We start from the raw sequence: 23978 nt of genomic DNA, 5'->3' as shown, positions 1-23978 counted from the left end.
TACCGGACGGACGGGCTCAGGCCGTGCCGCCGAGGTCGAACGCCTGTGCCAGCAGTTCGTAGGTGCGCAGCCGCGCGGCGTAGCTGGCGGTGACGCTCAGCACGACCAGTTCGTCAGCGGCAAACTGCTCGCGCAACGCTTCCATGCGCGCGGCTACGCGTTCGGGGGTGCCGCACAGGGTGCGGGGTCGCTCGCGCTCGATCACGAACTGATCGCGTTCGGTAGGCGAAAACTCCGCAGCCTGCGCCAGCGACGGGATCGGCGCGTTGACGCCATAGGCCATCTGCAGGCGGCGCAGGTCGACGGCGCGTTCCAGTTCGGCGGCTTCGGCATCGGTATCGGCGCAGATCACGAAGATGGCGGCCGCGCTGTAAGGCCTGGCTTCGTAGCCGGGCGCGAAATCCTCGCGATACTGCTGTGCCACCAGGTGGCCGGCATGCGCGTTGATGAAGTGGGCAAAGGCAAAGCGCAGGCCCAGCCGCGCGGCCAGCGCGCCGCCGTAGTCGCTGGAGCCCAGCACCCACAGCTCGGGCCGGGTATCGATCTCGGGCTGCAGCAGCACCCCCTCGGCCAGGTGGCCCGGCGGCACTTCGCCCCGCAGTAGCGCCGACAGGTCGCGCACCTGCTCCTCGAACTGCGCGCCCCGGTCGTATTGGCCCATCGCCACCGCCTGCGCGGTGCGCAGGTCGCCGCCAGGCGCGCGGCCGACGCCAAGATCGATCCGGTTCGGGAACAAGCCTTCGAGCATGCGGAACTGCTCGGCCACCTTGAAGGGGCTGTAATAGGGCAGCATCACGCCGCCCGAGCCGAGGCGGATGCGCTGCGTGACGCTGCCGATGCGGGCCAGCATCACTTCGGGCGCGGGATTGCAGACGCCGTGCAGGCCATGGTGCTCGGCGCACCAGTAGCGGGTGTAGCCCAGCGCGTCGGCCATCTGCGCCAGTTCCACGGTGGCGGCGAGCGCATCGCGCGCGGTGTGGCCGGCGATGACGGGGCTCTGGTCGAGTACGGACAGGCGCAGGCGTGGCTTGGTCATTGGACGGCTCCGCGTTCAGGGCCGCGCGCGGCCCGGCAGCCGCTGGCCGATCGCGGCCACCAGCTGGCGTGCCAGCGAGAGCTTGTCGGCGCGCGGCAGCCGTGTCATGCCGGCGGCATCGAACAGCACGATCTCGTTGTCGTCCAGGCCAAAGGTATGGTGCCCGATATTGCCGACCAGCAGCGGCACGCCCTTGCGCTGGCGCTTCTGTTCGCCGTACTGCTCCAGGTTCTCGCTCTCGGCGGCAAAGCCGACACAGTAGGGCGCATCCGTGCGCGCCGCCACGGTGGCGAGGATGTCGGGGTTCTGCACGAACTGCAGCGTGGGCGTGTCGGTGTCGTTGGCCTTCTTCAGCTTCTGCTGCGCCACCTCGGCGGGGCGCCAGTCGGCCACCGCGGCCACGGCGACGAAGACGTCGGCGCCGGGCAGCTGTGCCAGCACCGCGTCATGCATCTGCTGCGCGCTGCGCACGTCGGTGCGCGCCACGCCGCGCGGCGTCGGCAGGCTGGTTGGTCCGGCCACCAGCAGGACCTCGGCGCCAGCCTCGCGCGCCGCGCGCGCGATCGAGAAGCCCATCTTGCCTGACGACAGGTTGGTGATGCCGCGCACCGGGTCGATCGCCTCGAAGGTCGGGCCGGCGGTGATCAGCACGCGCCTGCCTTGCAGCGGCTTGGGCTGGAAGAAAGCGATGATGTCATCGAGCAGTTCTTCCGGCTCGAGCATGCGGCCGTCGCCGACTTCGCCGCAGGCCTGGTCGCCACTGCCCGGCCCCAGGATGGTCACGCCGTCGGCGCGCAGTTGCGCGGCGTTGCGCTGGGTTGCCGGCGCGGCCCACATCTGGCGGTTCATCGCCGGTGCCACCAGCAGCGGGCAGTCGCGTGCGATGCACAGCGTGCTCAGCAGGTCGTCGCACAGGCCATTGGCCAGGCGCGCCATGAAATCGGTGGAAGCCGGGGCGATGACGATGGCGTCGGCCTCGCGCGAGAGGTCGATATGCGCCATGTTGTTGTCGATGCGGGCGTCCCACTGCGACAGGAACACCGGGCGGCCGGACAGCGCCTGCATCGTCACCGGGGTAATGAAGTGGGTTGCCGCCTCGGTCATGGCCACCTGCACGGTGGCGCCGGCCTTGGTCAGCAGGCGAACCAGCTCGGCCGACTTGTAGCAGGCGATGCCGCCGGTCAGGCCGAGAACGATGTGCTTGCCGCGCAAATCCATGGTGGGCTCGAAGGGTGGGGATCAGGGTGGAAACCGGCATGATACCGGCACGGCGCGAGGGCTGCTGCCGGCGCTTGCGAAGGATGGCAACAGGGCCGCTTTCGCGGCCCCGGCGTCACCTGCGTGCGGTCGCGGCGTTTAGTGCCGCCGTACCCGCCGCAACTCATCCACGATTAGCAGCACCGCACCGACCGTGATCGCGCAGTCGGCGACATTGAAGGCCGGCCAGTGATACCTGCCCACGTAGAAATCCAGGAAGTCGACCACGTGACCGTAGACCACGCGGTCGATCACGTTGCCGACCGCGCCGCCCAGGATCAGCGACACCGCGAAGCAGAACAGCCGCTGCCCGGTATGGCGATACAGCAGCCACACGATGAACGCCCCGACCACGATGCCCAGGCCGGTAAAGAACCAGCGCTGCCAGCCGCCGGCGTCTGCCAGGAAGCTGAACGCCGCGCCCTTGTTGTAGACCAGCACCAGGTTGAAGAAGCTGGTGACCGGGCGCGACTCACCGTAGGTGAAGCTGCGCACGATGACGATCTTGAAGAACTGGTCAAGCAGCACCACCAGCAGCGCAAACGCCAGCCACAGCAGCGGCGTGGTGTTGCCGGCGGCCTTGCTGCCGCGGCGGGCCGGGCGAGCGGAACGGGACGTGGACGATGCCATCAGGCATGGCTCCTGTGTTCACCGGCGCCGAACAGGTTGCTGTCGCAGCGGCCGCAGAGGGTGGGATGGTCCGGGTTGTGGCCGACATCGGCGCGGTAGTGCCAGCAGCGCTCGCACTTCGCGTGCGCCGACGGCGTTACCGTCACCAGCAGGTCGCCGGCTTCGGGTGCCGGCGCGACCTTGGCCGACGAGGTCAGCAGCACGAAGCGCAGGTCGTCGCCCAGGCTGCGCAGCGCTTCCAGCACCGGACCGCCGGCCTGGATCGTCAGCTCGGCCTGCAGCGACGAGCCGATCTCGCCTTCCACGCGTACCGCTTCGAGCTGCTTCGTGACTTCGGCGCGCACTTCGCGCAGCGTGTGCCACTTCTGCAGCAGGTCGTCAGCGCCGTCGTCCACTTCGGGCAACGCGTAGTAGGTGCTGGTAAAGATGGTGTCGGTATGTTCGGTGCCGTGGGCGAAGATCTGCCACGCTTCCTCGGCGGTGAACGACAGGAACGGCGCCATCCAGTGCAGCATCGCCTGGGTGATGTGGTACAGCGCGTTCTGCGCCCCGCGGCGGGCCTTGGAGTCCGCAGCGGCGGTGTAGAGGCGGTCCTTCAGCACGTCCAGGTAGAAGCCGCCCAGGTCTTCCGAGCAGAAGGTCTGCAGCTTGGCCACCACCGGGTGGAATTCGTACGCTTCGTAGTGCGACAGCACTTCCTTCTGCAGCCGGTCGGTCAGCGCCACGGCGTAGCGGTCGATCTCCAGCCATTCCGACGGCGGCAGCGCGTGCCTGGCGTGGTCGTAGTCGGACAGGTTCGACAGCAGGAAGCGCAGCGTGTTGCGGATGCGGCGATAGCTCTCCACCACGCGCTTGAGGATCTCGTCCGAGATCGACAGCTCGCCCGAGTAGTCGGTCGAGGCCACCCACAGGCGGATGATCTCGGCGCCCATCTTGTTGGAGATGTCCTGCGGCGACACGGTGTTGCCGACCGACTTGGACATCTTGCGGCCCTCGCCGTCGACGGTGAACCCGTGCGTCAGCAGCGCCTTGTAGGGCGGCTTGCCGTACAGCATCGACGCGGTCAGCAGCGACGAGTGGAACCAGCCGCGGTGCTGGTCGGAGCCTTCCAGGTACAGGTCGGCCAGGCGGCCTTCGGGCTGGTCGGCGGCCGGGTCGTACAGGTCGTCACGGTGCGAGCTGCGGATCACGGACCAGTGCGTGGTGCCCGAGTCGAACCAGACGTCGAGCGTGTCGCGGTTCTTCTCGTACTGGCTGGCTTCGTCGCCCAGCAGTTCGGCCGGGTCCAGCGTCTGCCAGGCCTCGATGCCTTGCTGCTCGACGCGCTTGGCGATGGCTTCCAGCAACTCGGGCGTGCGCGGATGCAGCGCGCCGGTTTCCTTGTGCACGAAGAACGCCATCGGCACGCCCCACTGGCGCTGGCGCGACAGGGTCCAGTCCGGCCGGTGGGCGATCATGTTGTGCAGGCGCTGCTTGCCCCACGACGGGAAGAACTCGGTCGCCTCGATGCCGGCCAGCGCGGTCTCGCGCAGGGTCGGGACGGGCTTGCCGTTCTCGTCGGCCGGATCCACGTCCATGCCCGCGAACCACTGCGAGGTGGCGCGGTAGATGATCGGCGTCTTGTGACGCCAGCAGTGCATGTAGCTGTGGGTGTATTTGTGCGAATTGAACAGGTTGCCCGATTCCTGCAGCGCGTCGACGATCTTGGGGTTGGCATCCCAGATCGACAGCCCGCCGAACAGCGGCAGGGTACCGGCGTAGACGCCGTTGCCCATCACCGGGCTGATGATGTCGCTGTCGGGCATGCCGTGCGCCTTGCACGACTGGAAGTCTTCCACGCCATAGGCGGGGGCCGAGTGCACGATGCCCGAGCCGGTGTCGGTGGTGACATAGTCGCCCAGATAGATCGGCGAAAGGCGGTCATAGCCCGCGTCCATCTTGGCCAGAGGGTGGTGGAAGCGGATTTCCGACAGCGCGGCGCCGGTGGCCGTGGCGACGACCTTGCCTTCCAGCGCGTAGACCTTCAGCTGCTCCTCGACGCGCTCGGTGGCCAGGACCAGGTAGCCGCGCGGCGTGTCGACCAGCGCGTATTCCACCTCGGGGTGCACGTTCAGCGCCTGGTTGCTGGGGATGGTCCATGGCGTGGTGGTCCAGATCACGATCCAGCCCGGCTTCGCGTTGATCTGGTCGAACGGCACCTTGAAGGCGTGCGCCAGCTTGTCGGTCTCGGCAAACGGGAAGCCCACGTCGATCGACAGGTCGACCTTGTCCTTGTACTCGACTTCCGCCTCGGCCAGCGCCGAGCCGCAGTCGAAGCACCAGTTCACCGGCTTCAGGCCGCGGAACACATAGCCCTTTTCCATGATCTTGCCGAGCGCACGCAGTTCGTCCGCCTCGTTGCTGTAGTTCATGGTCAGGTAGGGATGGTCCCAGTCGCCCAGCACGCCCAGTCGCTCGAAGTCCACCATCTGGCGCTTGATCTGCTCGGTGGCATACGCGCGCGCCTTGGCCTGGACTTCCTGCACCGGCAGGCCCTTGCCGAACTTCTTTTCGATCTGGATCTCGATCGGCATGCCGTGGCAGTCCCAGCCGGGCACGTAGACGGCGTCAAGCCCGCTCAGGCCGCGCGCCTTGATGATCATGTCCTTGAGCACCTTGTTGACGGCGTGGCCGATGTGGATATCGCCATTGGCATACGGCGGGCCGTCATGCAGCACGAACTTCTTTGCGCCCTTGCGCGCCGCGCGGATCTTCTTGTAGAGCTGCTTGTCCTGCCACTGCTTGACCCACTGCGGCTCGCGCTTGGGCAGGTCGCCACGCATCGGGAAGGGCGTGTCGAGCAGGTTGACGGGGTACTTGTTTTTCTCGGGCTTGGCGCGTTTGTCGTCGGACATTTTGATTCTCGAAGCAATTCGTTGGGCGTGCGGCCGGCGTCAGGGCGGGGCGCGCGGGAAGACTGGACAGGGCAGGCGAACCGGACCCGCGCACACAGGCGGGCACCGGCCGCTAGCTAATTCGGTCGGTGGCGGAAGTGGCGAAGTCGCGGCCACCGGCGCCCTCGGCGCCTTCAGCTGCTCCCGGCGCGGTCAGGCCGAAGAACCCGCGCGCATCGGCGCTGTCCTTGGCGATCGCTGCGGTCAGGTCTTCCAGGTTGTCGAAGCGCGCTTCGTCGCGCAGCTTCTTCATGAACTCGACCCGTACCAGCTTGCCGTACAGGCTTTCGTTGAAGTCAAAGAGGTGGACTTCCAGCAGCACACGGCCGGCGTCCTCGATGGTCGGGCGCACGCCGATGCTGGCCACGCCGGGCAGCGGGTGGTCGGCAATGCCGTGCACCTGCACCACGAAGATGCCATTGACCGCAGGACGCTTGTGCGAGATGCGCAGGTTCAGCGTCGGGAAGCCCAGGTCACGGCCCAGCTTGCGGCCATGGATCACGTGGCCGCTGATGGCATAACCGTGGCCCAGCAGGCGCCGTGCGTGCTCAAGGTCGCCGTCGGCCAGGGCCTGGCGCACCGCCGAGCTGGAAATGCGGATGCCGCCTTCGGAGACCGAGCCCATCTGCTCGACATCGAAGCCGTAGCGGTGCCCGGCGTCCTGCAGGTAGGCGAAATCGCCGGCGCGCTTGGCGCCGAAGCGGAAGTCGTCGCCGACCAGCAGCCAGCGCGTGTGCAGGCCATGCCACAGCACGTTCTCGACGAACGCCTGCGGCGACTGGCCGGCAAAATGGGCGTTGAAGTGCTCGACCACCACGCGGTCCACGCCATTGCGGCGCAGGCTTTCCAGCTTGTCGCGCAGCAGCGCGATGCGGGTGGGCGCCTTGTCCGGGGTGAAGAACTCGCGCGGATGCGGCTCGAAGGTCATCACGCACAGCGGCAGGCCGCGCGCGTCTGCCGCCGCGCGCGCACGCGCGAGCAGCGACTGGTGGCCGCGATGCACACCGTCGAAATTGCCGATGGTGAGCGCGCAGGGCGCCCGGCTCTCGGCGTTGGGCAGGCCGCGGAAGACTTTCACGGGGACGGCGGGAAATGTTTCGGGTAAAGCGAGCATTATAAGGCGAATGGATCGGCTTGCTGCTGCCGGCGCCGCCGTGTGCACTAAGCTGCTGTTTTTGTGCCGCAACCGGCGCGCCCGGCATGGCGCGATGCGGCAAAAGGCGGCATGATATGCACCACTTGAGTGTCACTCCGGCGTCACATATGTTGAAATCGCCCGGGACACGCCATTTTTCACCGCTTTCTTGGTTGCACCGCCCCGCTGAGTCCGCCATTTCAAGCCAGCCACTTTTGAACGCGCTGCCCAACCGGTTCCTGTCCCGGCTTCTCCCCCGTATCCTGCCGCAAGCGAGCGGCGAGCTTGATGTCGAGACCCGCGCCAAGCTGATGGCCATCGTGCACAAGAATGCGCTGACCGCCATCGTCGCTTCCGTGCTGCTGCCGGCCCTGACCACGCTGGGATTCTGGGACGAGGTCAGCCACGCGGCGCTGCTGGGCTGGTGCGCGATCATGTTGCTGCTGACGGCGGGCGGGCTGTGGTTCCATTTCGGCTACCAGCGCGACGGCGCGTCGATGAGCCGTTCCGCGCATACGCGCAAGTGGTGGAACAACATGCGCGTGCTGGCGCTGCTGACCGGGGTGACCTGGGGCAGCTCGGCACTGCTGCATTTGTATACAGGCTCGGTGGTGTTTTCCAGCGTGCTGTACCTGCTGACGCTTGGCGTGCTGGCCGGTGGCGCGGTATCGCAGGCGCCGGTGCCGTCCAACCTGGTGTACGCCGGCGTGCCGATCCTGGTGCCCAACATCCTGATGGCGGAGTTTGCCTTCCCCGGCCATGGCGCCTATGTACAGGGCCTGCTGGTGATCTACGCGCTGATGCTGTCGCGTCATGCCTTCAACCTGCAGGGCACGCTGGTTCGCGCGATCCAGCTTGAAGGCGACAGCCGGCGGCTGGCCAAGCAGTTCCAGGAAGAAAAGGAGCGCGCCCTGCATGCCAGCGAAGAAAAATCGCGTTTCCTTGCCGCCGCCAGCCATGACCTGCGCCAGCCGGTGCATGCGCTGGTGATGCTGGTGGAGGCGCTGCGCGCGCGCAACCAGTCGTCGTCGCTGCATCCACTGGTGGAGCAGGTGGCGGCCGGCACGCAGACCATCGACTTGCTGTTCCGCTCGCTGCTGGACCTGTCCAAGCTGGAAGGCCGCAAGGTCCTGCCGACGCTGGAGCCGTGCGAACTGGGCGCGCTGATCAGCGATGTCATGAGCCAGTTCGCCGCCGACGCCCGCGAAAGCGGCCTGATGCTGACGCCGCGCGTGCCCGATGAGCTGTACGCGATGGCCGAGCCGGTGCTGCTGCGCCGCGCGCTGTTCAACCTGGTGCAGAACGCGCTGCGCTATACCCAGCGCGGCGGCGTGCTGGTGACCGCGCGCCAGCGCCGCAAGCACGTGCGGCTGGAGGTGTGGGATACCGGCGCCGGCGTCACGCCCGAGCACCTGCCGGAGATCTTCTCGCCGTACTACCAGGTCAACAACCCGCAGCGCGACCCGTCGCAGGGCCTCGGCCTTGGCCTGGCGATCTTCAAGGAGTGCGTGCGGCTGATGCGCGGCACCTATGGCGTGCGCTCGGTGCCGGGAAAGGGTTCGGTGTTCTGGTTCGCCCTGGCCCCGGTGCCGGCCGATACCGTCGCCAGCGTGCGCGCGATGCGCGCCATGGCGCAGGCCGAGGAAGCCAAGCCCGACCGGCTGCAGGGGACGGTGCTGGTGGTCGACGACGACAGCCAGATCCGCAAGGCGTGGATCGCGCTGATGGAAGCGTGGGGTATCGAGGTGGCCTGCGCCGCGCACGGCGCCGAGGCCGACAAGCTGTTCGCCAAGGGCCTGCGCCCGGACATTATCTTCTGCGACCTGCGGCTGCCGGGCAGCGAAAATGGGCTGGACCTGCTGGAGCGCTGGCAGAACACGCAGCCGCAGGCGCGCAGCGCGCTGCTGACCGGCGACCTGAAATCGGCCGCGCTGGCGGCGGCGGAAGAGGCGGGGTATTTCGTGCTGCCCAAGCCGGTCGACCCGGCGTCGCTGCGCATGTTGCTGCGGCGCTGGCTGCGTCCGGCTTAGGCTGGGGAAGGGTTGGTTCGGGGAAGGGAAAGGGAAAGAGTTGCAGAGCGGCGCCTTACTGGCGCAGCCGGAAACGCTCCATCCGCGACATCACCTGCATGCGGGTACGCACGCCCAGGCGCTGCAGGATCGCCGAGACATGCTCCTTGACCGTGTTCTCGGTCAGCCCGAGCCGGCGCGCGATCACCTTGTTCGGCAGGCCTTCGAGCACCAGTGCCAGCACGGATCCCTGGCGCGGCGTCAGGCCCAGCTCGGCCGGCGTGACAGGAATGCCGTGCGCCGGGCCGAACGACTGGGCCCGCCCGTTCAGGGCTTCATCGGTAGGGAAAGAGGTATCGCCCGCCAGCACCTTGCGCACCGCGGCGGTGAAGGCATTGGCATCGAGATGCTTGCCGACAAAGCCGCATGCCGACAGCGCGCGGGCGCGGCCGACGATTTCAGGCGTGGCTTCGGCAGACATGAAGATAAAGCGCGCCCCCGGGATGACGGTCTTGAACGACTGCATGGCATCGAAGCCGGTGCCGTCGTTCAGCCAGATATCGAGCAGCACGATATCGGGGCGCAACCCCTGCTGCAGGCTCGTCAGCGCTTCGCGGGCACTGCCGGCGGCGTGTACCGCAACATCCGGCATGACTTCGGCAAGAAAAGCCGTGGTGCCTGACAAGGCCATAGGATGATCATCGACCACCAACAACGTCGGTGCAGCGTTCGACATGCGAATTCCCGTCTAATTTCCCGTTTCGTCCTTGTTGTCACCCGCTCGTTGCGAGCACTGTGTCGATCAAACCATGCACAGGATTGGCGCGTGGACGTAGCGCCCACTCTAGCAGAGGGGGCGATGCGTCACAATCCATCAATCGGGGTATACGGCCCCACCGTCACATGTTAGAGACATTGCGGCTTGTCCCGATCTGGTGAATTAAGCGCCTAATGGGTTCGCTTTACCGGAGTTTAGTGCCTCGCCTTGGTAGAATTGCGCGATGAAAAAAATTGTCATCTTGATTTCCGGGCGTGGCTCCAACATGGAAGCCATCGTCCGTGCCTGCGCGGGGGGCGGCTGGCCCGCCCGCGTGGCAGCGGTTTTGTCGAACCGGCCCGATGCCGCCGGGCTGCAATTCGCGCAGCAGCAAGGCATTGCCACCGGCGTGGTCGACCATCGCCAGTTCCCCGACCGTGCCTCGTTTGACGCCGCGATGGCCGAGGCGATCGATGCCCACGCCCCCGATCTGGTGGTGCTGGCCGGCTTCATGCGCATCCTGACGCCGGGCTTCGTCGACCGCTATGCGGGCCGGTTGCTGAATATCCACCCGTCGCTGCTGCCGTGCTTCCCCGGGCTGAACACCCACAAGCAGGCGCTGGACGCCGGCGTCAAGCTGCACGGCGCCACCGTGCACTTCGTCACTCCGGAACTCGACCATGGTCCGATAGTGATTCAGGCGGCACTTGATGTGCTGCGGTCCGACACGCCTGAAAGCCTGGCCGAGCGCCTGCTCGCCTGCGAGCACCAGATCTATCCCCGCGCCGTTCGCTGGTTTGTCGAAAACCGCCTGCAGTTGCAGGACGGCGTAGTCAACGTTATCAACCCGGCCGAGCCGCAATTGCTGATGGCCATCTCCGCCCATACCCCGGCGGCAGGAGTCCAGGCATGAGCCGCAACCAGGCAGGAAACCGTCCCAACCGCAGCGAGGGCCATGCGGCACCGCGCGGCAAGAGCAAGGGCAAGGGCAGCCCCATTCGCAAGCCCGTCAACGGCAATGCCGGCCGCGACGGCGCGCCGCGCATGCACGGTGGGCTGCATGCCACGCATATCCAGCATATCGACCGCCTGCTTGGCAAGGTCATGCTGTTCGCGCGCCCGGCCGATGCCGTGGTGAGCTATTACTTCCGCGAAAACAGCAAGCTGGGCCATCGCGAGCGCGGCATCATCGCCGAGGCCATCTATGCGGTGCTGCGCCGGCGCGTCGAGTTCGCGCAATTTGCCGAAAGCGGCACGGGCGCGAGCTCGCGCCGCCTGGCGCTGCTGGGCCTGGCGGCCACGCTGGGCCGCGATGTTCTGTCGCCCTTCCTGCACCCCGAAGAGGCCGAATGGCTGGACCGCCTGACCACGATCGAGCGCTCCAGCCTGGCTCCGCGCGTGCGCACCAACCTGCCCGAATGGCTGTACGACGAGTTGGTGCGCCGCCACGGCGAAGAATTTACCGCTGCGCTGGGCGATGCCTGGCTGCGTCCGGCGCCGCTTGACCTGCGCGTCAACCTCGGGAAGACCAGCCGCGACGCGGCGCTGGCCGAGCTGCAGACCGCCGGCCTGGGTGCCGAGCCGACGCCGATGGCGCCCGCCGGCATCCGCATGGCCGGCAAGCCGGCGCTGAACCAGTTGCCGATCTTCGTCAACGGATTGGTCGAGGTGCAGGACGAGGGCAGCCAGCTGCTGTGCAACCTGGTGGCACCGAAGCGTGGCGAGATGGTGGTCGACTTCTGTGCCGGCGCGGGCGGCAAGACGCTGGCGCTGGGCGCCGCGATGCGTTCCACCGGCCGCTTGTACGCCTTCGACGTGTCGGAAAAGCGGCTGGCCAACCTGAAGCCGCGGCTGGCGCGAAGCGGGCTGTCCAATGTCCATCCGGTCCTGATCGACTCCGAACGCGACGCCAAGATCAAGCGCCTGGCCGGCAAGGTCGACCGGGTGCTGGTGGATGCGCCGTGCAGCGGGCTGGGTACGCTGCGGCGCAACCCTGACCTGAAATGGCGCCAGACGCCGGAAGCGGTGCTGGAGCTGACCGCTAAGCAGAGCGCGATCCTTGACTCGGCAGCGCGCCTGGTCAAGGGCGGCGGCCGCGTGGTCTACGCGACCTGCTCCGTGCTCGAAGCCGAAAACGAAGCCATCGTGCGCGATTTCCTCGCCGCGCATCCCAACTTCCGCCTGGTCCCGGCCAGCGAGGTGCTGGCCGACCAGAAGATCGAAGTGCCCGCATTGGCCGCGGATAGCGGCATGTTCGCGCTGTATCCGCATCTGCACCAGACCGACGGCTTCTTCGCCGCGGTGCTGGAACGCACCAGCTGACGCCTGCGGCCGCCGCCCGTGCATGCAGCGGGCCGGCGGTCCAACCCCGAGTCTCCCCGATGAACGGTGAAACCTTGTCCGGCCTGGGCGGCGAGCTGAAGGCCTCCCATTCGATGTTCGGCAAGATGCTGGACGACCTGATCCGCGATGCCGGCGGCCCGGGCTTTTTCTGGCAACTGCTGGTGCTGGCAGGATGCCTCGCGGTGGCGTGGCCGCTGGGGCGCTACGTCGTGCGCCGGCTCGAGGCGCGCTACGCCAGCTCCAGTTTCTCGCTGCGCTTTGCCGCCGCCAGCCTGGAGCGGGCCATGTTCCCGCTGGCAGGGTGGGTGCTGGTGATGATCGCGCGCTTTGCGCTGGAGCCGCTGATCCCCATCAGCGTGCTGCGGCTGGCGCTGGTGCCGCTGTTCGGCATTACCGCGCTGAACGTCGCCTTCTATATCCTGCGGCGGGTCATGTCAGGCAGCGGGCAGCTGCACGGCATGCTGCTGCTGGTGGAGAAGGTGCTGACCACGCTGGTGTGGGTCGGCATGGCGCTCTATGTGGTGGGCGTGCTGTCGGACGTGGTCGGGTGGATGCAGGATGTGCGCTTCTCGATCGGCGGCAAGCAGAAGATCAGCCTCGCCGACACGCTGATGGCGGTGGTCTGGATCCTGCTGACGGTGCTGGTGGCGATGTGGTTCGGCTCCTGGCTGGAAGAGCGGCTGATGCGCTCGGCCAACCTCGACGTCAACCTCAAGGTGGTGCTGACCCGCATCTCCAAGGCCTTGCTGCTGCTGGTGTCGCTGCTGCTGAGCCTGTCGCTGGTCGGCATCGACCTGACCGTGCTGTCGGTGTTCGGCGGTGCGCTGGGCGTGGGCCTGGGCCTGGGTTTGCAGAAGATCGCCAGCAACTACATCTCCGGCTTCATCATCCTGCTCGACCGCTCGGTCAAGCTGGGCGACCAGATTACGGTGGACAAGTACACCGGCATCGTGTCGCAGATCCGTACCCGCTATACCGTGGTCCGCAACGGCGACGGCGAAACGCTGGTGCCGAACGAGCAACTGGTGGCGCAGTCGGTGCAGAACCATTCGTTCTCGAATACCAATGTGCGCGTGGCGACGCGCGTCCAGGCCGACTACAGCGCCGATCCCGAGACCGTGATCGCGCTGCTGACCGACTGCGTGCGCGACCTGCCGCGCGTGCTGCAGGAGCCGGAGCCGGCGGCCTTCCTGGTGTTGTTCGCCGACAGCGGCATCGAGTACGAGGTCGCCGTCTATGTCGCCGATCCGCAAAATGGCAAGCTTGGGGTGCAGTCCGCGATGAACCGCGCCATCTGGCGCACGCTGCGCGAGCATGACATCTCGATCCCGTATCCGCAGCGGGAACTGCGTGTGATGCACGAGGCGCCCATGCCGGGGCCAGGCGCGCCGAAGGCAAGTGCCTTGCCGGAAGCTGCCAACGCCACCTAGACTGTCACCTGAGCGTCACAAGTCTTGCAGGATTGAAGCGGGCGGCGAGTTCGGCACCCACGGAACGAAAACCGTTGCGCCCCGTCCAAATCCGGGAAATAGCGTATGCTTGCGCCTTCGCCAATCCGGTAGAATGCCGGGTTGTCGCGGGTTGAGACAATCCGCTCCCACATCAGACAACCGCCAGATTGCAGCGGTTCGTACCTTGTCCCGCCAGCCACGGCCGGCGCCAGACTCGCGTTGCCAGGGAGCCCGGAACGACTTCGGGTCCCGAGGCAAGCGCCAGACAGCTATCGCAATCAATAGATTCGCAGCTATTTTTTCTGCGCGTTGTGTGCACCGGCACCGCCGGCCTGCACGGGAAAGTCCCTGTTTAACCGACGGAGAACAGTTTGTTCGACACTATTCTTGACTGGGCCGCCAACGGCCTTGCCAATTGGGCCTGGTGGGAGATCGTCATCTACACCCTGGTGGTGACGCATATCACCATCGCTGGCGTCACCATCTTCTTGCACCGCTGCATGGCGCACCGGTCGCTGGACCTGCACCCGATCGCCCAGCATTTCTTCCGCTTCTGGCTGTGGCTGACCACCGGCATGGTCACGCGCGAGTGGACTGCCATCCACCGCAAGCACCACGCCAAGTGCGAAACGGAAGACGATCCGCACAGCCCGCAGACCCGCGGCATCCGCAAGGTGCTGCTGGAAGGCGCCGAGCTGTACCGTGCCGAGGCCAAGAACAAGGAAACCATCGCCAAGTTCGGCCATGGCTGCCCCAATGACTGGATCGAGCGTAACGTGTATTCGCGCTTCGGCTGGCAGGGCGTCGGCCTGATGCTGATCATCGACCTGGCGCTGTTCGGCGTGATCGGCATGTCGGTGTGGGCGGTCCAGATGCTGTGGATCCCGATCCATGCCGCCGGCATCATCAATGGCCTGGGCCACTGGTGGGGCTATCGCAACTACGATTGCGAAGACGCGTCGACCAATGTGTCGCCGTGGGGCCTGATCATCGGCGGTGAAGAGCTGCACAACAACCACCACACCTATCCGACTTCGGCCAAATTCTCGATCAAGTGGTATGAGTTCGACGTGGGCTGGGGCTATATCCGCGCGATGCAGGCCGTCGGCCTGGCCAAGGTCAAGAAGACCCCGCCCAAGGCGCGCCTGGTGGAAGCCCGTCCGGTCGACCACAACACGCTGGAAGCCATCATCGCCAACCGCTATGACGTGATGGCGCGCTACGCCAAGGCCGTCAAGGGTGCGTTCCGCCAGGAACTGGAAAAGCTCAAGGAAGGCCGTGTCGCCGAGTACCGCAGCTTCAAGCCCGCCGGCAAGTGGTTCCACCGCGAGGAAACCAAGCTGGCAGCGCAGCAGCGCGAGCAGCTGGCGAGCATCGTCGAGCAGAACAAGGCGCTGCAGACCTTCGTCGAAATGCGCCGTGAACTGGCCGCCATCTGGGGCCGTTCCAACCTGACGCGCGAGCAGCTGCTGCAGCAGCTGCAGGCCTGGTGCCACCGCGCCGAGGCCAGCGGTATCCAGGCGCTGCACGATTTCTCGCTGCGCCTGCGCCGCTACGCCTGATACAATTCGGCCGCGCCGTATGGTTTGACAAAGCCCCGCCCATGGCGGGGCTTTTGTTTTAGATAAACTCCCCCATGTTCTGGCCGGCCGCACCCTGTTGGCGGAGGTCTAGAGGAGTACCAGGAGTACCAGGAGATGACCCCACAATCGATCAAGACCGTCGAGTTCGAAAAGCCGAACCTGGCGGATGCCGAAAACGCCACTGGCGGCAGCTGCGTGGCCCATGCCTGGGCCAAGGTGCCGCCGGTGCTGACGCCCGATGAGCGGCAGTCGCTCAAGGAACGTATCCGCCGCTTGCTGAAGGAACGCAACGCGGTGCTGGTGGCGCACTACTACGTCGACGCCGACCTGCAGGACCTCGCCGAAGAAACCGGCGGGTGCGTCTCCGACTCCCTTGAAATGGCCCGCTTCGGCCGCGACCACGAGGCCAAGACCCTGGTGGTGGCCGGCGTGCGCTTCATGGGCGAGACCGCCAAGATCCTGAGCCCGGAGAAGACCGTGCTGATGCCGGACCTGGATGCGACCTGCTCGCTCGACCTGGGTTGCCCGGCCGACGAATTTGCCGCCTTCTGCGACGCGCACCCGGATCGCACCGTGGTGGTGTACGCCAACACCAGTGCCGCGGTGAAAGCGCGCGCGGACTGGATGGTGACCTCGAGTATCGGGCTGAAGATCGTCGAGCACCTGCATGCGCAGGGCAAGAAGATCCTGTGGGCACCCGACAAGCACCTGGGCAGCTATATCCAGAAGCAGACCGGTGCCGACATGCTGTTGTGGCAGGGCTCGTGCCTGGTGCACGACGAGTTCAAGGGCATCGAGCTGGACCTGCTGCGCCGTGAATTCCCCAACGCCAAGATCCTGGTGCATCCGGAATCGCCGGAAAACGTGGTGTCGCAGGCCGATGTGGTCGGCTCCACCTCGCAGCTGATCGAAGCCGCGCAGAAGCTGGACGCAACCGAGTTTATCGTCGCGACCGACAACGGCATCCTGCACAAGATGCGCATGGCCGCGCCCGGCAAGCATTTCATCGAAGCGCCGACCGCCGGCAACAGTGCGACCTGCAAGAGCTGCGCGCACTGCCCGTGGATGGCGATGAACGCGTTGACCAATCTGGCAGAAGTGCTGGAGACCGGCCGCAACGAGATCCACGTCGACCCGGTCATCGGCGCCAAGGCGGTGACGTGCATCAACCGGATGCTCGACTTCGCTGCCGCGCAGAAGCGCAACGTGCGTCCGTCGTCCGACCTGGCGAAGGAACAGGCGCTGTTCCAGGGGATCGGTCCGGCATGAGCGTGAATCCGATTTTCGACAGCTATGGCGCGGCGCTCCAGGAAGCGCTGCAAGCCAATGTGCAGGCCGCCATTGCCGAGGATGTCGGCAGTGGCGACCTGACCGGCTTGCTGGTGCCGGCGGGCAAGTCCGCGCACGCGCGCGTGATCGTGCGCGAGCCGGCCGTGCTGTGCGGACAGCCGTGGTTCGACGCCTGCATGCGTGCGGTCGACCGGGCGCTGGAAGTGCGCTGGCTGCAGGAAGAAGGCGCGCGGATGGCGCCGGATTCCGTGGTGTGCGAGATCACCGGCCCGGCGCGCTCGCTGCTGACCGCCGAACGTCCGTCGCTGAACTTCCTGCAAATGATGTCCGGCGTGGCCACCGTGACGCGCCGCTATGCCGACCTGATCGCCGGCACCCGTGCGCGCGTGCTGGATACGCGCAAGACGTTGCCCGGCCTGCGCCTCGCGCAAAAGTACGCGGTGCGCATCGGTGGCGGCGAGAACCAGCGGCTGGCGCTGTACGACGGCATCCTGATCAAGGAAAACCATATCGCCGCGGCCGGCAACATCACCGCGGCGATGCAGGCGGCGCTGGCGCTCGATACCGATGTGTCGGTGCAGGTCGAGGTGGAGTCGCTGGTTGAGCTGGAAGAAGCCCTGGCAGCCGGCGCGAAGTCGGTGCTGATTGATAACTTCACCGTGCCGATGATGCAGGACGCGGTGAAGATCAACCAGGGCAGGGCACTGCTGGAAGTGTCGGGTGGCGTCAATGCCGAGACCATCCGCACCTTTGCCGAGACTGGCGTGGACCGTATCTCGGTGGGCGCGTTGACCAAGGACGTGCGCGCGACGGATTACTCGCTGCGTATCATCGGCTGACGCATCGCCAGCGCAAGATCAAAACGGGGTGGAGCCCTCAGGCTCGCACCCCGTTTTTTGTTGCTGGACGGCGCTCAGCGCTTGCGAGCGGCTGGCGGTTGCATCACCGTAGGCAGCGCCTTCGGCAGCGCATCCGGATAGTCCCGGCTGAAATGCAGTCCGCGGCTTTCATGCCGCGAGTACGCGCTGTCAACGATCAGCGAGGCCACCTCCACCAGGTTGCGCAGCTCCAGCAGGTCGCGCGTCACGCGGAAGTTGGCGTAATACTCCGCGATTTCCTCGCGCAGCAGGCCGATGCGGTGCTGCGCGCGTTCCAGCCGCTTGCTGGTGCGCACGATGCCCACGTAGTTCCACATCATGCGGCGCAGTTCATCCCAGTTGTGGGACACCACCACTTCTTCGTCGGCATCGGACACGCGGCTCTCGTCCCATGCCGGCAGCGTGAGTTTGGGGGCGCCGGCCTTGTCCTTCAGGGCGATGTCTTCCGCCGCTGCGCGGCCGATCACCATGCATTCGAGCAGCGAGTTGGAGGCCAGCCGGTTGGCGCCGTGCAGGCCGGTGCAGGCGGATTCGCCCACTGCGTACAGGTTGCCGATATCGGTGCGGCCCGCGGTGTCGGTGACCACGCCGCCGCAGGTATAGTGCGCGGCCGGCACTACCGGGATCGGCTCGCGCGTGATGTCGATGCCCAGCTCCAGGCAGCGCGCGTAGATCGTCGGGAAGTGTTCCTTCAGGAAGGCTTCGGGCTGGTGGCTGATGTCCAGGTAGACGCAGTCCAGGCCGCGCTTCTTCATCTCGAAGTCGATCGCGCGCGCGACCACGTCGCGCGGCGCCAGCTCGGCGCGCTCGTCGTGCTCGGGCATGAAACGGGTGCCGTCGGGCAGCTTGAGCAGGCCACCTTCTCCGCGCACGGCCTCGGAAATCAGGAACGACTTGGCGTAAGGGTGGTACAGGCAGGTCGGATGGAACTGGATGAATTCCATGTTCGACACCCGGCAGCCCGCGCGCCACGCCATGGCGATGCCATCGCCGGTGGCGGTGTCAGGGTTGGTGGTGTACAGGTAGACCTTGCCCGCGCCGCCCGCGGCCAGCACCGTATGCGTGGCGGTGAGGGTGTGCACCGCGCCGGTGTTGTCGTCGAGCACGTAAAGGCCATAGCACCGGTTGCCCGGCAGTCCCATCTTGGGCGACGTGATCAGGTCGATCGCGAAATGGTCTTCCAGGATGGTGATGTTGGGGTGTTGCGTGGCCTGCTGCAGCAGCGTGCTGACCACCGCGTGGCCGGTGGCGTCCGCGGCGTGGATGATGCGCCGACGGCTGTGGCCGCCTTCGCGGGTCAGGTGGAAGCCCAGTTCGGCCTGCTCGTCGCGCGTGAAGGGCACGCCGCGGTCGATCAGCCACTGGATCGCCTCGCGCCCGTGCTCGACGATGAAGCGCGTTGCCTCTTCGTCGCACAGTCCCGCACCGGCAACGAGCGTGTCCTGCGTATGCTCGTCATGGCTGTCGCCGGAATCCAGCACGGCGGCGATGCCGCCCTGCGCCCAGTCGCTGGCGCCCTGGGTCATGGCGCGCTTGCTGAGGATGACAACCCGGTGGGTGTCGGCCAGTTGCAGCGCGACCGTAAGGCCGGCCAGACCGCTGCCGACGATGGCGACGTCGAAATTCATGGTGCGGAGAGAGCGCCGGAGGGCGCCAGGCGGATGGGGGAAACGGCAAAGTCTACACCGTGCGCGCCATACCGTGCACCAGTACACCGGGGCGGGCTGGGCGGTGATCGCGCCGGAAGGGTGCGGTGCCCGTAGTGCTGTGCCGAACGGCGCGCTTCTTGCCGTCTGTGGGTGCCAACGTCGCGCGCGCAGCGCTCGCAATAAAAACGAGCGAGCAACAAAAAGCCCCGCACAAAGGCGGGGCTTTTCGTCAGGATACCGGATCAATTACTTGATCTTGGTTTCCTTGTAAGCGACGTGCTTGCGAGCGACGGGATCGAACTTCATGATCTCCATCTTCTCCGGCATGGTGCGCTTGTTCTTGGTCGTGGTGTAGAAGTGACCGGTACCTGCGGTCGATTCCAGCTTGATTTTGTCGCGGCCGCCCTTGCTTGCCATGATGTGCTCCTAATTAGACTTCGCCACGTGCGCGCAGGTCGGCGAGCACGGAGTCGATGCCTTTCTTGTCGATCAGGCGCAGGCCGGCGTTCGAGACGCGCAGGCTCACCCAGCGGTTTTCGGACTCAACGAAGAAACGACGATTCTGCAGGTTGGGCAGAAAACGGCGCTTGGTCTTGTTGTTTGCGTGGGAAACGTTGTTGCCGACCATCGGCGCTTTCCCGGTCACTTGACAGACGCGTGCCATGAAGCACTCCTAAATCTTCTATTCGTGGACAATGTTCGCAACAGATCAACAAAAGGCGCGCGGGCCCGGACTGCAGCGGTTGAGACTTCAGTGAAACGTAAATTATAGACCGGAATCCCTCGGTGAATCAATGCCTTCTGTGCGTCACCGGAAGCGGGTGTTGTGTCCCGTTCAGCACTGTGCTGCATGCGTCACAGTCCAGGCAGGCATTCACAGGAGTCGGCCAATGAGCGGATTTCCTGCCCGGCAACGATGAAATGGTCAAGCAGGCGCACATCCAGGAGTTGAAGCGTCCGTGCCAGCTCGTGCGTCAGGTGCACGTCGCTACGACTCGGGGCAGTCGTGCCGGAGGGGTGGTTGTGCGCCACGATCACGCCGGCTGCATTATGCATCAGTGCCTGGCGCGCGACCTCGCGCGGATACACGGCAGTGCGCGTCAGCGTGCCCCGGAACAGTTCTTCGCTGGCAATCATGCGGTTGCGCGGATCGAGGAACAGGCACAGAAAGACTTCATGCGGCAGCGATGCCAGCGTCAGGCGCAGGTAGTTGTGCACCGCGGCGCGCGAGTCGAAGCCGGTCGGCAGCCGCAGCGATTCTGCCAGGGCACGCCGCGCCAGCTCGGGAATGGCCTGCAACTGCGCGTATTTGGCTGCGCCCATGCCCTTGATGCCCGCCAATGCACCCGGCTCGGACGCGAACAAGGCGGTCAGGGAGCCAAAGCGGTGCAACAGTTCGCGGGCGAGGTCGACGGCACTTTTGCCCGCTGCGCCCACGCGCAGGAACACCGCCAGCAGTTCGGCGTCGGAGAGGGCGGCGGCGCCGCATTCCAGCAGTTTTTCGCGCGGCCGCTCGCAGGCGGGCCAATTGGCAATGGTCATGGGCGTTCGGGGTTGGACCGCCGCCCGGAGGGCTGGAAGGGGGATACGGCTCCGGCGCGGCGGGCGATGGGCCAGTCGAATACAATACGGGTTGTTCGTGCGACACGCACACTCGTGTCCGTCCGCGTCGCGTTAGACGCATCGACCCTGGGAGAGTACTCCCACATGCTAGTGAAACGAAGCCCACCATAGCTTACGCCGCTAGCGCCTGCTCACTTTTCAGAGTTATCTGAGAAGCGTTGCTTGCAGTACTGGCTTACCAGCCAGTGCCCGCCCAAAGGCGCGAACCACGCCCTCGGGCGTGGCATTGTCCACTTTCTAAGAGTGGACAATGGCTTTACATGCCGAAGTTTGGCATCAAGTTTGAACGTGGCCACGTTGGCCACCAAACGCCAAGTGGGCGAATGTCATCTGCCCACAAGGCGGAGCATTTGCATTTCCGGTCCAGTCGGACCGGCAGGTAGGGTTCAGGCGGAGCGAAAGCTCTGCACGCTATGGTTCGGTCAGACACGTCCGCGAGGGCGCTTTGATAGAGAACCTGCTATGCGACTAGCAGTAGCCTAGGGAGACATGCGTCACTGGCAACGGTGGGGTATGAAGCTCTCCTGACAATGTAGCCCCCGTAAGGGTGCCAGAGGACCGTGAGGTCTTCTGGTAGAGACTCCGAGCAGCCATGGGGTCGAGGAGCTAGGCTGACTGGTATGGGTAACGGAAGTGAACTGCTGATAAACGTCGTGAGTATTGCGGTGCCAAAGCTGCTGACAGGCACTAACCAAAACGGTATTTGGTCGGTTGCTCCGCTGGACATTCGGAGCACGTCGTCACTAGACCATCGGCGAAGAGGCAGACCCTAACCCGGTCTTGTAGCGTGCAGGGAACGTGGTAAGCCCGTATGGCTGCCCGAGCGCAGTGCGGCTCAGGCAGGCGAACCGTAAGGAACGCTGTTGGCTGTGCGGGTATGGGAGGTTGGAGAAAGCGAACGCCGGGTTGTAATGATTCGGATAGGGGTTGAAACATCACCTCACGCGAAAGCGGGCAGACTTCCAACTGGTCTTTCGTCGCAGGACGACTGGCTAACCCGCTTGAAACCGAAATTTCTTACCCTGAGGGGCAATATGCCCCTCAGGGGGCATGTTGTCTCTGCGTTTTGGGGGAAGACCTCAAGATAGGAGAGCAGCATGGAAGCATTTATCCGTGAGGATAAATCTGCGCTCTCCGGCGCACCGCAACGCTGGGATGCCATCAATTGGCGCCAAGTGGAGCGGAACGTCCGGGCAATGCAGATTCGAATTGCGAAGGCAACACAGGAAGGGGACTGGCGCAGGGTGAAAGCCTTGCAACGGTCTCTGACCCGCTCGTTTTCCGCCAAGGCATCGGCGGTAAAGCGAGTGACGGAGAACCAAGGTAAGCGAACGGCAGGCGTCGATCGCGAACTGTGGGACTCGCCTGAAGTCCGGTGGGAAGCCATCGGACGGTTGAAGCGCCGAGGGTACAGGCCATCGCCATTGCGGCGGGTCTTTATTCCTAAGGCCAACGGGAAGGAGCGCCCACTAGGCATTCCGACCATGTTGGATCGAGCCATGCAGGCTTTGCACCTGCTGGCGCTGGAGCCGGTGTCCGAAGGGACGAGCGATTCGAATTCTTATGGGTTCCGGATCAATCGCTCCACGGCGGATGCCATGTCACAGCTGTTCGTCAACCTGTCCAGAGGGCACTCAGCCCAATGGATACTGGAGGCGGATATCAAAGGTTGCTTTGACCATATCAGTCACGACTGGCTGGAGCGCAATGTCCCGATGGACAGAGTCATCCTCCGCAAGTGGCTGAAGGCTGGCGTGGTATTTCAGGGCCAGTTTCAGGCGACCGAAGCCGGAACACCGCAGGGAGGAATCATCTCCCCGACTCTGGCAAACGTGGCGCTGAACGGGTTGGAACGACAACTGGTTGCTTCCTTCGAGAAGAAGCTGGGGGTCGCCAAAACGCGGAAGCTGAAGGTGAATGTTGTGCGCTATGCGGACGACTTCGTGATCACGGGCACTACGCCAGAGATCCTACAAAACGAGGTTAAGCCGTGGGTGGAGCAGTTCCTGGCGGTACGAGGGCTGACGCTATCAACGGAGAAAACGCGGATCGTCAACATAGCCGACGGCTTTGACTTTCTTGGGTGGAACTTCCGGAAGTACTCCGGAACACTGCTCATCAAGCCGAGCAGGAAGAACGTGCAGACGTTCTACCGCAAGGTGAAGGATGTCATCAGTGCCCACAAGACGGTGAAGCAGTCAGAGCTGATTCGACTGCTGAACCCGATGCTAAGAGGTTGGGCGCAGTACCACCGCGCCGTAGTGGCGAAGGCGGCCCTCAACCGTTTGGGGCACGACATATTTCGTGCCCTATGGCGGTGGGCCAAGCGGCGACATCCAGGCAAGAAGGCGGATTGGGTGCGGAAGAAGTACTTCGGCTCAGTCGGTCAGCGCAGCTGGGTGTTTGGCACCACAGTAGTGAAAGATGTCGATAGTGAGGTATGGGTTGAGTTGTACTCGCTCGCGAGCACGCCCATCCAAAGGCACAAGAAGGTCAGAGGGGATTACAACCCCTTTGATCCGGCGCAGGAGGTGTATGGTGAAACATTGCGACAGGAGCGGCTGCTTGACAGCATGGCGCACCGAAAGCAGTGGATCAAGCTGTACATGTCCCAGCGGGGCTTGTGTGCTCTGTGTCAGTGCAAGATGACCAAGGACACTGGGTGGCATGACCACCACATCGAGTACCGCGTACGCGGTGGCTCCGATGGTCTGAGGAACCGCGTGCTGTTGCATCCGAACTGTCACGTCCAAGTGCATAACCACGGGCTTTCTGTTGTAAAGCCGGTGCCATCGATTTGATGGTATTTTTGTGAAGGCTTGAGCCGTATGCGGGGAAACCCGCACGTACGGTTCTTAGGGGGGAGTGGGCCAGCAATGGCTTGCTCCTACCCTCCTCAGGTTGATCACCCATGAATTTGCAAACTTTCGCGTCGGAAGCCGACGGCGGCACGGCTGGCCGCAAGACTGTCCTGGCCGACTCTTTCCTGACCCTGCACTACAGCATCTCGCTCGAGAATGGCACCGAGGTCGTGAGCACCTTCGACGACAAGCCTGCCACGCTGCTGCTCGGCCAGGGCCAGCTTGCGCCCACGCTGGAGCAGGCGCTGCTGGGCATGCCGGAAGGCGAGCGCATGACTTACCGGCTCGCCCCGGAGCACGCGTTCGGGCCGCGCAATCCCGAGCTGCTGCAATGGGTGTCGCTGGCCACGCTGCGCGAGAACAGCTCGTTCGAGGAAGACTACACCCCGGGCGACCTGGTCGAATTCAACGCGCCCGGCGGCGGCAAGTACGCGGGCGTGCTGAAGGAAATCGGCGAGACCGCGGCGCTGTTCGACTTCAACCATCCGCTGGCCGGGCAGACCATCCTGTTCGACGTGCAGCTGATCGGCATCCTCTGAGTGC

The 23978-nt window shown here is 65.1% G+C and carries 19 protein-coding genes; 9 read left to right on the top strand and 10 right to left on the bottom strand.

Features of this window, described 5'->3' with window-relative positions:
- Window positions 1-16 precede the first annotated feature (16 nt).
- The 5 genes from LPA45_RS14115 to LPA45_RS14095 form a co-directional block, all read right to left on the bottom strand.
- On the bottom strand, window positions 17-1036 hold the full coding sequence (locus tag LPA45_RS14115) for an LLM class flavin-dependent oxidoreductase (protein WP_317920453.1): 1020 nt from the start codon (window positions 1034-1036) through the stop codon (window positions 17-19).
- A gap of 15 nt (window positions 1037-1051) precedes the next feature.
- On the bottom strand, window positions 1052-2254 hold the full coding sequence (coaBC, locus tag LPA45_RS14110) for a bifunctional phosphopantothenoylcysteine decarboxylase/phosphopantothenate--cysteine ligase CoaBC (protein ID WP_116318039.1): 1203 nt from the start codon (window positions 2252-2254) through the stop codon (window positions 1052-1054).
- A 138-nt stretch (window positions 2255-2392) separates the two neighbouring features.
- The gene (gene lspA, locus LPA45_RS14105; RefSeq protein ID WP_116318038.1) at window positions 2393-2923 is read right to left on the bottom strand and encodes a signal peptidase II; all 531 of its coding nucleotides are present in this window, start codon (window positions 2921-2923) and stop codon (window positions 2393-2395) included.
- Window positions 2923-5817: an isoleucine--tRNA ligase gene (gene ileS, locus LPA45_RS14100; protein WP_116318037.1), complete on the bottom strand. Its 2895-nt coding sequence runs from the start codon at window positions 5815-5817 to the stop codon at window positions 2923-2925. The genes lspA and ileS overlap by 1 nt, the downstream gene beginning before the upstream one ends.
- Before the next feature lie 112 nt (window positions 5818-5929).
- Complete coding sequence (locus LPA45_RS14095; protein ID WP_317923536.1) at window positions 5930-6934, bottom strand: bifunctional riboflavin kinase/FAD synthetase; 1005 nt, start codon at window positions 6932-6934, stop codon at window positions 5930-5932.
- A 272-nt stretch (window positions 6935-7206) separates the two neighbouring features.
- Between LPA45_RS14095 and LPA45_RS14090 the strand changes: the two genes are divergently transcribed.
- Entirely contained in the window at window positions 7207-9021 is a 1815-nt protein-coding gene (locus tag LPA45_RS14090) for a hybrid sensor histidine kinase/response regulator (protein WP_116318035.1), read from the top strand.
- A gap of 55 nt (window positions 9022-9076) precedes the next feature.
- Here LPA45_RS14090 and LPA45_RS14085 read toward each other — a convergent pair whose 3' ends face one another.
- Entirely contained in the window at window positions 9077-9736 is a 660-nt protein-coding gene (locus tag LPA45_RS14085; RefSeq protein ID WP_011615962.1) for a response regulator transcription factor, read from the bottom strand.
- Between the two features lie 265 nt (window positions 9737-10001).
- On the opposite strand from LPA45_RS14085, the gene purN reads away from it, so the two are divergent.
- From purN to nadC, 6 genes are all read left to right on the top strand, one after another.
- Window positions 10002-10670, top strand: coding sequence for a phosphoribosylglycinamide formyltransferase (purN, locus tag LPA45_RS14080; protein WP_317923532.1), 669 nt, complete (start codon window positions 10002-10004; stop codon window positions 10668-10670).
- A complete protein-coding gene (locus LPA45_RS14075; protein WP_116318033.1) occupies window positions 10667-12079 on the top strand; it encodes an RsmB/NOP family class I SAM-dependent RNA methyltransferase in 1413 nt (470 codons plus the stop codon). The genes purN and LPA45_RS14075 overlap by 4 nt, the downstream gene beginning before the upstream one ends.
- Window positions 12080-12138: 59 nt before the next feature.
- Window positions 12139-13530, top strand: a complete 1392-nt coding sequence (locus tag LPA45_RS14070) for a mechanosensitive ion channel family protein (RefSeq protein ID WP_116318032.1) — start codon at window positions 12139-12141, stop codon at window positions 13528-13530.
- A gap of 392 nt (window positions 13531-13922) precedes the next feature.
- On the top strand, window positions 13923-15113 hold the full coding sequence (locus LPA45_RS14065; RefSeq protein ID WP_116318031.1) for an acyl-CoA desaturase: 1191 nt from the start codon (window positions 13923-13925) through the stop codon (window positions 15111-15113).
- 135 nt (window positions 15114-15248) lie between these two features.
- Complete coding sequence (gene nadA / locus LPA45_RS14060; protein WP_317923529.1) at window positions 15249-16403, top strand: quinolinate synthase NadA; 1155 nt, start codon at window positions 15249-15251, stop codon at window positions 16401-16403.
- Window positions 16400-17263 (top strand): carboxylating nicotinate-nucleotide diphosphorylase, encoded by an 864-nt coding sequence (gene nadC, locus LPA45_RS14055; protein ID WP_317923527.1) that lies wholly within the window; start codon window positions 16400-16402, stop codon window positions 17261-17263. The genes nadA and nadC overlap by 4 nt, the downstream gene beginning before the upstream one ends.
- Window positions 17264-17337: 74 nt before the next feature.
- Here the strand turns inward: nadC and nadB are convergent, their stop codons facing one another.
- The 4 genes from nadB to radC form a co-directional block, all read right to left on the bottom strand.
- On the bottom strand, window positions 17338-18930 hold the full coding sequence (gene nadB / locus LPA45_RS14050) for an L-aspartate oxidase (protein WP_116318028.1): 1593 nt from the start codon (window positions 18928-18930) through the stop codon (window positions 17338-17340).
- A 267-nt stretch (window positions 18931-19197) separates the two neighbouring features.
- Window positions 19198-19368, bottom strand: a complete 171-nt coding sequence (gene rpmG, locus LPA45_RS14045) for a 50S ribosomal protein L33 (RefSeq protein ID WP_010814980.1) — start codon at window positions 19366-19368, stop codon at window positions 19198-19200.
- A 13-nt stretch (window positions 19369-19381) separates the two neighbouring features.
- Window positions 19382-19615, bottom strand: a complete 234-nt coding sequence (gene rpmB, locus LPA45_RS14040; RefSeq protein ID WP_006575661.1) for a 50S ribosomal protein L28 — start codon at window positions 19613-19615, stop codon at window positions 19382-19384.
- 191 nt (window positions 19616-19806) lie between these two features.
- On the bottom strand, window positions 19807-20493 hold the full coding sequence (gene radC, locus LPA45_RS14035) for a DNA repair protein RadC (protein WP_116318027.1): 687 nt from the start codon (window positions 20491-20493) through the stop codon (window positions 19807-19809).
- A 1178-nt stretch (window positions 20494-21671) separates the two neighbouring features.
- Between radC and ltrA the strand changes: the two genes are divergently transcribed.
- Both ltrA and LPA45_RS14025 read left to right on the top strand, forming a co-directional pair.
- Window positions 21672-23375, top strand: a complete 1704-nt coding sequence (gene ltrA / locus LPA45_RS14030; RefSeq protein WP_317923523.1) for a group II intron reverse transcriptase/maturase — start codon at window positions 21672-21674, stop codon at window positions 23373-23375.
- A gap of 110 nt (window positions 23376-23485) precedes the next feature.
- Entirely contained in the window at window positions 23486-23974 is a 489-nt protein-coding gene (locus LPA45_RS14025; RefSeq protein WP_116318025.1) for a peptidylprolyl isomerase, read from the top strand.
- The last annotated feature ends 4 nt before the right edge of the window (window positions 23975-23978 follow it).

The organism is Cupriavidus sp. Agwp_2, from assembly GCF_040784895.1.
Lineage (GTDB): Bacteria > Pseudomonadota > Gammaproteobacteria > Burkholderiales > Burkholderiaceae > Cupriavidus.
This window is presented reverse-complemented; position numbering and strand designations above follow the sequence as displayed.